Annotated in this window: 15 protein-coding genes; 5 read left to right on the forward strand and 10 right to left on the reverse strand. The window is 61.9% G+C overall.

Features of this window, described 5'->3' with window-relative positions:
• Positions 1-236: 236 nt before the first annotated feature.
• The gene (locus tag IVA95_RS03075; RefSeq protein WP_247509157.1) at positions 237-1,103 is read left to right on the forward strand and encodes a hypothetical protein; all 867 of its coding nucleotides are present in this window, start codon (positions 237-239) and stop codon (positions 1,101-1,103) included.
• A 114-nt stretch (positions 1,104-1,217) separates the two neighbouring features.
• Entirely contained in the window at positions 1,218-1,454 is a 237-nt protein-coding gene (locus IVA95_RS03080) for a hypothetical protein (protein WP_247509158.1), read from the forward strand.
• A 21-nt stretch (positions 1,455-1,475) separates the two neighbouring features.
• On the opposite strand, the gene IVA95_RS03085 is transcribed toward IVA95_RS03080, so the two are convergent.
• Genes IVA95_RS03085 through IVA95_RS03105 form a run of 5 tightly spaced genes read right to left on the reverse strand, consistent with a single transcriptional unit; the run spans position 1,476 to position 5,130 of the window.
• The gene (locus IVA95_RS03085; RefSeq protein WP_247509159.1) at positions 1,476-1,820 is read right to left on the reverse strand and encodes a hypothetical protein; all 345 of its coding nucleotides are present in this window, start codon (positions 1,818-1,820) and stop codon (positions 1,476-1,478) included.
• A gap of 35 nt (positions 1,821-1,855) precedes the next feature.
• A complete protein-coding gene (locus IVA95_RS03090) occupies positions 1,856-2,650 on the reverse strand; it encodes a pentapeptide repeat-containing protein (RefSeq protein WP_247509160.1) in 795 nt (264 codons plus the stop codon).
• 48 nt (positions 2,651-2,698) lie between these two features.
• Complete coding sequence (locus IVA95_RS03095; protein ID WP_247509161.1) at positions 2,699-3,427, reverse strand: ATP-binding cassette domain-containing protein; 729 nt, start codon at positions 3,425-3,427, stop codon at positions 2,699-2,701.
• On the reverse strand, positions 3,417-4,154 hold the full coding sequence (locus IVA95_RS03100) for an ABC transporter permease subunit (RefSeq protein ID WP_213252318.1): 738 nt from the start codon (positions 4,152-4,154) through the stop codon (positions 3,417-3,419). Before IVA95_RS03100 ends, IVA95_RS03095 begins: the two co-directional genes overlap by 11 nt.
• A 1-nt stretch (position 4,155) precedes the next feature.
• The gene (locus tag IVA95_RS03105) at positions 4,156-5,130 is read right to left on the reverse strand and encodes an ABC transporter substrate-binding protein (RefSeq protein ID WP_247509162.1); all 975 of its coding nucleotides are present in this window, start codon (positions 5,128-5,130) and stop codon (positions 4,156-4,158) included.
• Between the two features lie 85 nt (positions 5,131-5,215).
• On the opposite strand from IVA95_RS03105, the gene IVA95_RS03110 reads away from it, so the two are divergent.
• Positions 5,216-5,575 carry a hypothetical protein gene (locus tag IVA95_RS03110; protein WP_247509163.1) on the forward strand — a complete coding sequence of 120 codons (360 nt, stop codon included), beginning with the start codon at positions 5,216-5,218 and terminating at the stop codon, positions 5,573-5,575.
• 212 nt (positions 5,576-5,787) lie between these two features.
• On the opposite strand, the gene IVA95_RS03115 is transcribed toward IVA95_RS03110, so the two are convergent.
• A complete protein-coding gene (locus IVA95_RS03115; RefSeq protein ID WP_247509187.1) occupies positions 5,788-6,612 on the reverse strand; it encodes a quinoprotein dehydrogenase-associated SoxYZ-like carrier in 825 nt (274 codons plus the stop codon).
• Between the two features lie 50 nt (positions 6,613-6,662).
• Positions 6,663-7,589, reverse strand: a complete 927-nt coding sequence (locus IVA95_RS03120) for a quinoprotein relay system zinc metallohydrolase 2 (protein WP_247509164.1) — start codon at positions 7,587-7,589, stop codon at positions 6,663-6,665.
• 237 nt (positions 7,590-7,826) lie between these two features.
• Here IVA95_RS03120 and IVA95_RS03125 point away from each other — a divergent pair, with 237 nt between their 5' ends.
• Both IVA95_RS03125 and IVA95_RS03130 read left to right on the forward strand, forming a co-directional pair.
• The gene (locus IVA95_RS03125) at positions 7,827-8,711 is read left to right on the forward strand and encodes a substrate-binding domain-containing protein (RefSeq protein WP_247509165.1); all 885 of its coding nucleotides are present in this window, start codon (positions 7,827-7,829) and stop codon (positions 8,709-8,711) included.
• Positions 8,708-9,283, forward strand: a complete 576-nt coding sequence (locus IVA95_RS03130; RefSeq protein WP_247509166.1) for a PQQ-dependent catabolism-associated CXXCW motif protein — start codon at positions 8,708-8,710, stop codon at positions 9,281-9,283. Before IVA95_RS03125 ends, IVA95_RS03130 begins: the two co-directional genes overlap by 4 nt.
• Positions 9,284-9,286: 3 nt before the next feature.
• On the opposite strand, the gene IVA95_RS03135 is transcribed toward IVA95_RS03130, so the two are convergent.
• From IVA95_RS03135 to IVA95_RS03145, 3 genes are read right to left on the reverse strand one after another with little or no spacing between them, the layout of a single operon-like run.
• Positions 9,287-9,853 (reverse strand): hypothetical protein, encoded by a 567-nt coding sequence (locus IVA95_RS03135; protein ID WP_247509188.1) that lies wholly within the window; start codon positions 9,851-9,853, stop codon positions 9,287-9,289.
• Positions 9,854-9,894: 41 nt separating this feature from the next.
• Positions 9,895-10,743: an ABC transporter permease gene (locus IVA95_RS03140; RefSeq protein ID WP_247509167.1), complete on the reverse strand. Its 849-nt coding sequence runs from the start codon at positions 10,741-10,743 to the stop codon at positions 9,895-9,897.
• Positions 10,740-11,489 (reverse strand): ABC transporter ATP-binding protein, encoded by a 750-nt coding sequence (locus IVA95_RS03145; protein ID WP_213252399.1) that lies wholly within the window; start codon positions 11,487-11,489, stop codon positions 10,740-10,742. The genes IVA95_RS03140 and IVA95_RS03145 overlap by 4 nt, the downstream gene beginning before the upstream one ends.
• Between the last annotated feature and the right edge of the window lie 68 nt (positions 11,490-11,557).

Below are 11,557 nucleotides of genomic sequence, written 5' to 3' on the forward strand. Positions count from 1 at the left end.
CTGCAGGACTTCCCAAGTAAGTTTTCCACTGCTTGCTGCAAGCGCGGATCCTGACCAACTGGACAGGAATCGCCGTAGGCGGCCGCCCGAAGTCCATCCGGTCTAGGCTCGCAAGCTTATCCTATCTGGATTCCAATTTGTCCCTTGGCTCGCCGACGGTCCCTGCCTCATGCTAGGGTAAGTCTCGGCTGATACCACGGACTTACCCGTTCAACCTCATGACCCCCTGAATGCGAATGTTGACGCGTGCAGAGACCTTCCAGGCTGTGGTCGTGTCTCTTGTTGCGCTGCTACCGGCCTGCGCCCACGCGGAGGCCTTCGATACCGAGCATATATTCGGCTTCATGATCGGAACCGATGTCGGCAGCGTCGGCGAACGGGAGTTTCAAACGGACACGACCGGGCGCTTCGGCAGGAGCGGCGGTACTTATCGGGCTGTCGGCCAGGAGTTTGAGCTGGAGTTTGTACCTGTCCGGAATTTTCGAATCGAGGTGGGTAGCACGTTTGCATCGCAAAAGATCAGCGGCGTGCCGGGTCTTGACGATCAGCGCCGGCTATCGTGGCAGGGCGCATCGGTCGATTTGCGCTACCGTTTTCTCGATAGGGAGGTGGCGCCGTTCGGGCTCACGTTCGCGACAGAAATCCACGCGCATCGTGTCGATGAAACGACGGCTGAAGGGGTGCGGAGTTTCGGGACTGAATTCAGGTTGGCGTTCGATCGGGAGCTCGTCCCGAATCGCGTCATCGCGGCGTTCAACTTGATCTACGAACCAGAATGGACGCGCCTGGTCGGCAGTAGCGCCATGGAGCGTGACTCCGCCGCGGGCGTGGCGCTCGGGGTGCTGGCACAGGTGCGGCCGGGTTTTCTGCTGGGCGGTGAGGCGCGGTACTCCCGGAAGTATGAGGGGATCGGTTTGGAGGAACTTGTCGGGCAGGCGATGTTCGTCGGTCCGACAGCGTATTTCCAATTGTCGAAGCACTCGCGGCTGACCGCGAGCTGGAGCGTTCAGGCGTGGGGACGTCCGGCCGGGTCAACTGCCAGCCTTGATCTGGTCAATTTCGACCGCCATCAGGCGCGGCTGGTATTTGGCGTTAACTTCTAGCGCGGGGATGCACGGCCGGGTTCCGGCCTTTTCACGGTGTAGTGAAACCTTGCTTCGCCTATTGCCGTAGCTCTTTGCGTTATCTATCCGGGAACTAATCAAGGGATATCAGCAATGACCCCGATAGACTTGGTCGTGACCGTCTGTGCGGTGCTCTCGCCCACCACGTGCGAGGAAACCCATCTGGTCTTCTCTTCAAATGTTTCGTTGCAACAATGCGCCATGGCTGCGCAGCCCTATATCGCGCAGTGGGTTGGCGAACACCCGAAATGGACCGCGGTCAAGTGGCGTTGCGAATATCCAGGCCTCAATCGAAAGGCTTCCGGCGACGCCGTGTGGTCGGTAGGCTGAATAGTCGTCCGGTAGTGGCGGCTATTTGTTGCAGTCCTTCAAATCCTTGTCCGCGATCGAAAACACGGCGTCGGCATTGATTTCGATGTCGCGTACGAAGCAGTGCTTTGAGCCGCGGTAGCCGACTTTGGCGTCGTAGCGCCCCGGCTGCACGCCGGTGATACGCAGGCGCTCGTCGTGGTCTACTTCCTTGTCCTTGTCGTTCAGGGTGAGGTTAGGACCCCAGTCGTTCTTTCCGGGCGCGGAAAGCTGAAATTCGGAAATCGTCGCCGTGGTAAGATTCCATAATCGGATGCCTTTTCCCTGCGCGGCCACCTCATTGGCGCTCGTTGACAACAGTGCAACCAAAGCCAGTATCCATCGCATCGGGCCATCCTTTCGTCGCGGGGCGCTGGGAGCCATTATTGCCTTACCAGTCGGTCTCGATTTCTGACTTTATCGAAGTTTCTCGCCCGATCGAGACCGATTGGGGCGATCAACCGGGCCGTATCGAGATCGGCACCCTCGAAATCGGTGTCGATGACGGTGACGCCGGTCAGGTCGGCCCCGCCGAGTTGGGCACCCTTGAGAGAAGCACCGGTGAGGTCGCTGCCCTTCAGCACCGCAAATTCGAGATCGACGCGAGACAGGTCGGCGCCGCGCGCGTTCAGCCGTTCCAGATTGGCGGATTTCAGCACCGCGCGCATCAGCCCCATAGACTGATTACGCATGTCGGCGCCAAGATTTGCTTCCGCGATCGAGGCTCCGACGAGGCTCGCGCCGGTTAGGTCGGCAGCAACGCGTGCGCGCGAAAGGTCGGCGCCGTCAAGGCGGGCGCGGGCCATCTGCGAGGCGAACAGATTTGCGCTCCTGAGGCTTGCGCCAGTGAAGTCCGCTTCCAGCAGCCATGCCTGGTCGAGAATGGCACGGTCGAGCTTGGCGCCGGCGAGCTTGGTCTTGTTGAGCCTGGCCGCGCGGAAAATTGCGCCGGACAGGTTGAGCCCGGACAGATCGAGGCCGGATAGTCTTTTCCCCGTGAAGTCAGCGGGTGCGGCGGTGGTCGCCGCAGCAAGCGCGGCCTCGACCTCGGCGCGAGTCATTTCGGCCGACGTCATATCGGGCGACGACAGGTCAACATGACGCATCATGTCTTGGGCCGCTGCCGTCATGGCCACAAGAGAAAGACCGAGCGCTGCGATTCCGATCGAGCGTTTCATCGTCAATCCCAACCGATCACGCATCCTAGCACCGGCCTCGGGCACTGCCTACAAGGCAGCCTGCTTGGTGGTATCGCCATTGATCCGCCGCATGATTTCCGACTTGATTGCGGCGATCTCGACTTCTCCGCGTACGCTTCGCGGCGTGCGGATGGGCAGGTCTGCGAGAATCCGGGCCGGGCGTGGCGACAGCAGGATCACGCGATCGCCGAGACGAACCGCATCGTCCACATCGTGGGTGACCAGCAGCGTTATCATGGACCGACCGTCCATCAACGTGGCGATCTCATCGCGCAGGCGGCTCGCAAGAGCAGCATCGAGCGAGGCAAGCGGTTCGTCGAGAATGAGCAGCTCCGGCTCGACGGCGAACGCGCGGGCAAGCGCAACGCGCCGCGCGAGGCCGAGCGATAACTCGCCGGGAAAATGGTTGCGATGTGCCTTCAGCTCCAGAATTTCGAAGAGTGCTGAAAGCTTCGCTTCATCGGCGGCAGGCGCGGCAAGTCGCACATTCTCCTCGACCGACCGCCACGGCAACAGCCGCGGCTCCTGGAACACGAAGCCGATCCGCGCGCCGGGAGGACGCGAGACGCGCCCTTGAAAATCGGGGTCGAGACCAGCGAGAATCCGGAGCATCGTACTCTTGCCGCAGCCGGATGGGCCGACCAATACTCCGGCCTCGCCTGCATCAAGAGCGAAGGCGACCCCGGCGATCACGTCGTGCTGTTCGCCCGCCGCGCTCTTGAACGTCTTGCTGGCGATATCGACTTCAAGCCGCACGGGGACGCCACCGGGATACCCGGGCCTCAAACGGCTGCACCAGCAAGGTTTCAATGAGAAGCACGACCGCGGCGAAGCTCAGCGAGTAGGCCAGCAATAGTGGAATGTCGAATAGCTGGAACGCCACGCCAATCTCGAAACCAACACCGTTTGGACGTCCAAGCAATTCCGCAACAAGTACGATCTTCCAGACCAGGGAAAGTCCTGATCGTGCGGCGGCTGCGATATACGGCGACAGTTGCGGCAAAATGACGTGTCGAAACCTGCTCCAGCGCGGCAACGCGAATACCGTCGCCATTTCGTCGAGCGCCGCGTCGAGGGCACGTGCTCCCTCGCGCAACGTCACGACAGCGGTCGGGAGCTTGTTGATGGCGATTGCCGCAATTGCGGCCACTTCAGTCAATCCGGCCCAGATGTAGGCGAGCACGATAACCACGAGCGCCGGCAGATTGAGCAGCAGGATCAGCCAGGGGTCACCAAGCCGATCGGCAAGTCGCACCCGGCCCATCAGGTATCCGATGGCCGCGCCCAGCGCCATCGCCAGAGTGAAGGCGAGCGCAACGCGTGCCAATGTCGCGCCGAGATGGAAGAACAGGTTACCCGATCGGGCTTCCGCAATCATGGCCGTGAGCACGGTGGGGGGAGGTGGAAGCTTCGCGTCACCGGCAAGCAGCGAGGCGATCCACCAGATTGCGACGAACACCGCGAAAGACAGCAGGCGTGCCACCTCAATCTCCCGGGATCGCGTGATAGAACGTTCCGGCAGCCAGTTCAGGCACGGGCCCGACAAGTTCGTGGCCGCCGATTTCAGCCAGCACGCGGTAGAGAATACGCGCGTCGGCCTCTTCATCGGCGATCGGCCGACGCGGAATTCCCTCTCGATAGCGATCACGATAGGCGCGCAACGTTGCGGCGTCTGGAGCGCCGGTCAGCGGCGCAATTTTCTCCCACTCGGCATCCGAGGTCGACAGAATCTCTTTCGCCGCGCGGGTCATGGCGATGAAGCGGGCAATTTTGTCCTGGTTTGTGTTCGCCCATTTTTCGTCGAAGACGTAGCCGAGCATCGCGGTGCGGCCCTTGGCGCCTAGCTTCGGCAGCAGATCCTCGATGCCGGCGATGCGGCGGAAGCCCTTCGCCTCCAGTGCCGCGCAGAAATTCCAGTAGTTCACGGTCGCATCCATTTCGCCGCTGAGCGTCTTGGCTGCCAGCAGCGGCGGCGCGCCGTAAGCGATTGTCGCGTCCGACTTCAGGTCGATGCCGCCCTGTTTAAACCATGCCAAAAGCAGCAGCCAGTTCTTGTCGATCGGTCCGCCCGCGACGGCGAGCTTGCGGCCCTTGAGATCGGCCAAGGTCCGGACCGGCGATGAGGCAGGGACCACGACGGCCCCGAGCGCGCTAGAATAGGGATAGAAGGTCAGTTTGGCGCCAAGCCCGCGTTCGCGCGACACCCAAAGCCAGTCGGTGACCACAATGTCGGCATTCCCGGCCCGAAGCGCAATCTTGCCCGCCTCGGGGCTCGCCAGTTCGAGAACCTGGACCGAAAGGTTGGCCTGCTTGTCGAGGCCGTGCGCACGGATCACTGCAAGTTCCCAGGCGAATGTTCCGGTCTTCTGCACCGCAACGCGTAAGGCTTCGGCGCTGCAGCACGTGCCGAGCGAGATCAGGACAATCGTAGCAAGCAGCGTGCGAACAAAATGCGTCATGGTGCCTTGAGCCGTATCCTTGAACGTCTGCTTTTCAGCGGGCCAGTCATAGCATAGCTTCCACAGTTAGCAGCGGAGGAAGACGATGACGCTTGCCGGATGGGTACGACGTATTGTCGCCACGTTGACAGCGCTGATGACGATTGCGGTGATCGCGCGCGCCGAGGACCTCAACGATTACCCGACGTCGGCGCGCGTCGAATACGCGTTTGGCTGTTTGAAGGCGAATGGCGAGACGCGGCAAGCGATCGAGCAATGCTCCTGTTCGATCGATGTTATCGCTTCGCTCATGCCCTATCAGCGCTATGTCACGGCCGAAACCGTGCTTAGCATGTCGCAGGTCCGGGGCGATCTGGGCGGCCCGTTCCGCACGTCGGAGCAGGCGGCAAGCGCCGTCAACGAGCTGAGGCGGGCCCAGGCCGAAGCGGAAGTGCGCTGCTTCTGAGTGCGACGCGGCCGCCGCTTCGGGGACGACGACCAGGCGGCAACCGTTTTTCTCTCTTGCCCCGACGCAGCGCAGCACGCGAGTAAGGCGCTGCAGAGCCGGGGCCCATGTCACCAGAGCGCACGATGTCCGCAATGTGTCCCGGCTCTGCGGAGCAGCGATGTCGCGCTGCACCGCGTCCGGGACATGATGCTATTCTAACCGTAGAGGCATCAGATTCCGGAATCGTCGATCTTCCATTCGCGCTGGAAGACGTGCCCCTCGGTATCCTTTGCTTCGGCGCGAAAGCGTTTCGCGCCATTGGAGACGTAGGTGAACCTGATATTGGGGTCTTCCGAAATGGAAATGCCGCCTTCCATCGTCAACACCAGGCTGTCGTCCTGCCAGAGCCGCAGTTCATTGACGAAGAAAGCCGGGACATACAGGTGCGTGACCTGGTCCATCTGCAAGCCGGAATTGTTGGGATGCCCGATCATGATCTGGGCTTCGCGCGCGCCACTGGCCGGCCCTTCGCCGGCCTTCGCGAACTGCCGATAGCGCATCTGGCCGAGCCTGGCCTTGGCATCGTCGGCGTTCTTGGCGGCAGGTGCCGAACAGCCGCCGGAGGCCTTCACATAGGTTTTGGTCATGTAGAGTTTGCCGTCGCTGAGTTCGGCCACCGCATGGACATCGGTGTAATTGTTGACGCGCACGCGGGTGGAGATTTCCGAGACCTTGGCGTCCGGTCCAAGCTGGAACTTCGCCGCCATCGGCGCGGGGTTCTGGTCGATGACCAGCGTAATGCTCAGCACCTGCCGGCTATCGCCGGCCGCAAGTTTCGTTCGCAAGGTCACCGGGACTATTGCGGCGTCCTCGGCACGCGACGGCATTTCAATGCCGATCACGTCGCTACCATCGTTCATCGGGCGATTGTTGAAGATGTCCTGCACCAGGCCGGGCCAGAGGCCGTTTGTCTCCGCCGCGAGCGGCAAGGGCGCGCCGAACAGCAGCAAGCCAACGACGCCGACGAGGCGGAACAGATATCCGGGCATGGTCACGACCTTCGCACGGTTGGAAGCAACGCGCGCAATATAGGACAATGCGCGTGCTATTCCCATTCAATTTCCGAAAATGCCGCGGTTGCGTTGCGGGCATTGAAGTCGTCGAACAATTCCCACCGAGATCGCTCGGAGCTCGCTGCGGTACCCGCCGCGGCTTTTATCGGCTCGCCGCGGGCGACGAGTCCGCGTACGTCTGAGGCCAGCGTTTCGAGATAGCGGCGCTGATCAGCGAAGGCGGCCGGCCATCCGCTCACGGGACCGTGACCGGGAACCACGCGCTCCGCAGGCATGGCACCGAGCTCACCGATGACGGCCAGCCAGCCGCGGATGCTACCATCCAGCACGGGCGTGTGGGTGAGAAACACGAGGTCGCCCGCGAACAGGGTTCTGGTCGTTTCATCAAGCACCGTGAGATCGCAATCGCTATGCGCGGCAGGCCACGCCCGTACGGCGAGGGTTCGTCCGCCGAGATCGAGCTGGAGCGTGCCGCTGACGAGCAGCGTTGGCGGCACGATACGTATTTCGTCGATCAATTGATCGCCCATCGTGCGGCGAAATGCGTCGAGATAGAATTGACCGCGCGCGGCCAGCGCGCGCGGCAGGTTCGCGTGGCCGACAAACGTCGCTCCGTCCTGCACGAAAGCGCCATTGCCGAAGACATGATCGGGGTGGCCGTGCGTATTGATGACGTAGCGGATCGGCTTGTCGGTCCGGGCGCGAATGGCTGCCAGCAATTGCCGTCCCTCGCGGAGGCTGCCGCCGGTATCGATCACCGCGACGGCATCCTGGCCAACGATGAATCCGACATTGGCGATCGCGCCGTTATTCTCGCGCGTCATCTGCGCGATTTGGCCGTTGTGCACGAATACGCCGTCCGCAATGGAGTTGACGGGCAGCTCCCGTTGCTGCGCGAGCGAGGCTGTCGCCGGAGCGAACGTTGCGAGCACGGCAACGATCAACGCGCGATAAGCCATGTTTCGACCTCCGTCTTACCACGAAGCGTGATCGGCAATTCCCCGTGTTCCATCGAAACGATCGTTGCATCGCAGCACAAGCGGCCAATTCGCCGCGAGGATTATTCCTGTTGCAGCCTTCAACCGACAAGCATAGCATTTTGCGTGTCTGCGGCTTCAATAGAACTTCGGTTCGTCGAGGTTGCCGATACAAGTCGAAATTGGCAACAAGGCGGGCCGGAAGTGCAGAAGCTTTCGATGACAAGTGCCGGGCGAAAGTGCTGGCTGTCGTTTTTCGTGGTGACGATCATCGCCACGCTCCTAGGTCATGCGCCCGCGCGCGCGCAGATCAAGGAAGGCGGCGATCTGTCGATTGAGCTCGTCGATCCCAAGGTGCTGCGCGTCTGCGCCGACCCGCATAACTTGCCGTTCTCCAACGACAAGGGCGAGGGATTCGAGAACAAAATCGCCGAACTTTTCGCCGAGAAGCTGCACAAGAAGCTGGACTACATGTACTTCCCGCAGGCGACGGGTTTCGTCCGGATGACGCTTGGCGCCCATCGCTGCGACGTCATCATGGGCTTCCCGCAGGGAGATGATCTCGTTCAGGGCACCAATCCCTACTACCGCACCGCCTACGCGCTGGTCGCTAAGAAGGGCAGCGGCCTCGACGAGGTAACCACGCTGGAAGACGAGCGTCTCAAGGGCAAGCATATCGGCATCGTGGCCGGGACACCGCCTGCCACGAATATGGCGGTCAACGGCCTGATGGTAAATGCCAAACCGTATCAGTTGATGGTCGATACCCGCTTGGAGTCGTCAGCAGAGGCCATGATAGCCGACCTGATGTCCGGTAAGATCGACGCCGGCATTCTCTGGGGACCGATGGCGGGCTTCTATGCGAAGAAGGCGGACCCGCCGCTCCATGTCACGCCACTCGTGAAGGAAAAGACAGGTCCTCGATTGGCGTATCGTATCGGCATGGGGGTGCGGGCGGCCGACCAGAACTGGAAGCGGCAGCTCAATCGCCTGATCCAGGAAAACCAGCCGGCCGTCAACAAGATACTGCTGGACTTCGGCGTTCCCTTGCTCGACGAGAATGACCGACCGATCGGCGCGGAGACGGCAACAAAGAAGCCATGAGAGAAGCGCTCGCAGGCCTGATCCTTGCGGCATTCCCATTCATCGTCTCGAGCTTTGCGCAGGAGAGCCCTCCCGAGCCCGGCGGGTACCGCATGGAAGACTACCGTGCGCCGGTTCCTTCGACCCTTGCCGGTGTACGCGTGCTGACCACCGCAGAGGCCGAGGCGATCTGGCGAGCCAAGGCCGGTGCATTCATCGACGTAATGCCCCGCGCGCCGAAACCGCAAAACCTTCCTGAGGGCACTATCTGGCGCGATCAGCCGCGGCTCAACATTCCCGGCAGCGTGTGGCTGCCGGACACCGGCTACGGAAAGCTCGCGGCCGTGACGGAAGATTATCTGCGGCGCGGGCTTGTCCGCGCGACGGCAGGCAACAATGCTGCGCTGGTGGTGATCTACTGTCTTGCCGATTGCTGGATGTCCTGGAACGCGGCCAAGCGCATCCTCAGTTACGGCTATTCCAACGTGGCGTGGTACCCTGACGGGACCGACGGTTGGGAACGGGCTGGCCTGACGCTGGCGGAGTCGCAACCGGAGCCGAGGACAGGTGAGGAGACCGCATCGCCGCGTTAGCGACTATTCGATCTCCTGCTGAATCGTTCGCCCGAGGGCGAACAGCCGCTGGTCGATCGCCGTCGGCACCTCGCAGACGAATTTGATGACATTCCGCCGGTCTTCGAAGATGCGCGTCTGCCAGATAAGCTGATTTGAGAGCTCGTCTATCTTCGCCTGGTTGGGCGGCGTTTCGCTTTGCAGCGCCTGCAAAGCAAGCGTGTCGTTGCGGATCTTATCCGCTGCCTCGCGCTGCTTGCGGGTGACGCGCTCCAGCCCGTTCATCACCTGGGAGCGTTGGGCATTGAGGGATTCAAACAGGCCGGCAAATAGCAGTTTCCCGCTTGCGGTCTTGTCGGCTGAACTGTTCAGATATTCCGTGATTGCCTTTTGCGCCTCCTCAAGCGGCGTTCGCCTTGCCGCGAGCTTCGCGACCAGCGCGCTGACCGTGGCATCGTCCTTCCACTTGCCGGCGACGTCGTCGAGTGGCGGGCCTGCCCACACCGCGGCGACGGATATCTCGGGTACCTTGGCCTGCGTGCACGGCCAGTCCGGATAGCGCGGATCGGCGGCATGGCCGTACCCGCTCATGGCCGCGACGGCAAGAAATACGGCGAACGCAGTCCGGTACCTCATGTCTCGCCTCCGGCCGGCCCGCGGCGGATCAGGCCGCGCGATGGATCGTAGGCGAGGATGGCGCCGATCATGAAAGTAATCGTGCAGCCTCCCACCACCGCGAGCGCAATCCAGTTCATCTGTCCATACAGCGCAAAACGTATCAGCTCCACGGCATGCGTGAACGGATTGAACAGGCAGACATAGTAGAGCATCGGGCTGCTCTCCAGAATGCGCCACAGCGGATAAAGCGCCGAGGAAGCAAAGAACATCGGAAAGATGACAAAGTTCATCACACCCGCAAAGTTCTCGAGCTGCTTGATGCCGGAAGAGATCAGCATGCCCAACGCGCCGAGCATCAGGCCCGACAGGACCAGCGCGGGCAGCACCGTGATATAGCCGGTTGAAGGCGGCGCGATATCCCAGAACCAGGCGATCAACAGGAAGGCATAGACCTGGAGCAGCGAGACCGCGGTTCCCGCCAGAAGCTTGCAGGACAGCAGGAACCATCGCGGCAGCGGGCTCACCAGCAAAGTCCGCATATTGCCCATCTCGCGGTCATAGACCATCGAGAGCGAGGACTGCATGCCGTTGAAGAGCTGGATCATCGCCATCAGGCCGGGCGCGATATACACCTCATACAGAATGTAGGTTTCGTAGGGCGGGATGATGGAAAGGCCGAGCACCTGACGGAAGCCGGCGGCGAAGATGAAGAGCCATACCAAGGGCCGCACCAGCGCCGAGACAAAACGTTCGCGCTGGTGCAGGAAGCGAAGCGCCTCGCGCCATACGATGCCGTTCAGGCAGGTAAGATATTCGGCGAGCGAGAAGCCGCTCCGGATTTGCCTTATGGTGACCGATGTCATGACGTCGGGCTCCCGCTTTGCGCGGCGGAGCCGGTCAGCCGCATGAACGCCGTGTTGATATCGTTACCGCCGGCGTCGGCGATAACCTGCGCAACCTTGCCTCGGGCCAATACCCGGCCTTGATGCAGGACAACGAGATCATCAGTCGAGCCGATCTCGTCGAACAGATGCGTCGCCCACAACACGCTAATTCCCTGTTCGGCAACGAGCTGGCGCACGTGGCTCAGAATGTCGGCGCGCGCCTTGACGTCGAGGCCGACGGTCGCCTCGTCGAGCAGGAGGAGGCGCGGCCGGTGCAGCAGCGCCCGCGCGATTTCCAGTCGTCGCATCTGGCCGCCGGAGAGGTCGCGCACCTTGCTGCCGGCGCGGTCTGCAAGGCCGATACGGGCCAGCACCTCGCCGCTGCGCGCGCGGGCGTCGCGCCTGGCAATGCCGTGCAGAGCGGCGTGATAAAGCAGGTTCTGCATCACTGAAAGGTCGAGATCGAGCGTGCGGGGCTGAAACACCACGCCGAGGAGCCGCAAGGCTTCGCCGGGCGCTTGCGCGATATCGTGACCGAAAATCCCGATATGACCGCGCTGAATTCCAAAAAGCCGCGTGATCAGCGAGAACAGCGTGCTCTTGCCGGCACCATTGAGGCCAAGCAACGCCGTGAAACTTGCCGGTGCGACGGTGAAGCCGACGTCGATCAGCGCTTGTCGGGCGCCATAGGAATGGCTGACGCCATCGATCGATAATGCAGGCATATCTGCGGCCTCGGGCCGGGAAGAGATGTCCCGCATGTTCTGACCGGTGGAAAATGCGTCAGTGGCCG

Origin of the sequence: Bradyrhizobium sp. 157, from assembly GCF_023073815.1 — a bacterium.
Taxonomy (GTDB): domain Bacteria; phylum Pseudomonadota; class Alphaproteobacteria; order Rhizobiales; family Xanthobacteraceae; genus Bradyrhizobium.

Coding starts and splice junctions, on each gene's coding strand:
- IVA95_RS03075 (WP_247509157.1), top strand. CDS start 237: ATGTTGACGCGTGCAGAGACCTTCCAGGCTGTGGTCGTGTCTCTTGTT.
- IVA95_RS03080 (WP_247509158.1), top strand. CDS start 1,218: ATGACCCCGATAGACTTGGTCGTGACCGTCTGTGCGGTGCTCTCGCCC.
- IVA95_RS03085 (WP_247509159.1), bottom strand. CDS start 1,820: ATGCGATGGATACTGGCTTTGGTTGCACTGTTGTCAACGAGCGCCAAT.
- IVA95_RS03090 (WP_247509160.1), bottom strand. CDS start 2,650: ATGAAACGCTCGATCGGAATCGCAGCGCTCGGTCTTTCTCTTGTGGCC.
- IVA95_RS03105 (WP_247509162.1), bottom strand. CDS start 5,130: ATGACGCATTTTGTTCGCACGCTGCTTGCTACGATTGTCCTGATCTCG.
- IVA95_RS03110 (WP_247509163.1), top strand. CDS start 5,216: ATGACGCTTGCCGGATGGGTACGACGTATTGTCGCCACGTTGACAGCG.
- IVA95_RS03120 (WP_247509164.1), bottom strand. CDS start 7,589: ATGGCTTATCGCGCGTTGATCGTTGCCGTGCTCGCAACGTTCGCTCCG.
- IVA95_RS03125 (WP_247509165.1), top strand. CDS start 7,827: ATGACAAGTGCCGGGCGAAAGTGCTGGCTGTCGTTTTTCGTGGTGACG.
- IVA95_RS03130 (WP_247509166.1), top strand. CDS start 8,708: ATGAGAGAAGCGCTCGCAGGCCTGATCCTTGCGGCATTCCCATTCATC.
- IVA95_RS03135 (WP_247509188.1), bottom strand. CDS start 9,853: ATGAGCGGGTACGGCCATGCCGCCGATCCGCGCTATCCGGACTGGCCG.
- IVA95_RS03140 (WP_247509167.1), bottom strand. CDS start 10,743: ATGACATCGGTCACCATAAGGCAAATCCGGAGCGGCTTCTCGCTCGCC.
- IVA95_RS03145 (WP_213252399.1), bottom strand. CDS start 11,489: ATGCCTGCATTATCGATCGATGGCGTCAGCCATTCCTATGGCGCCCGA.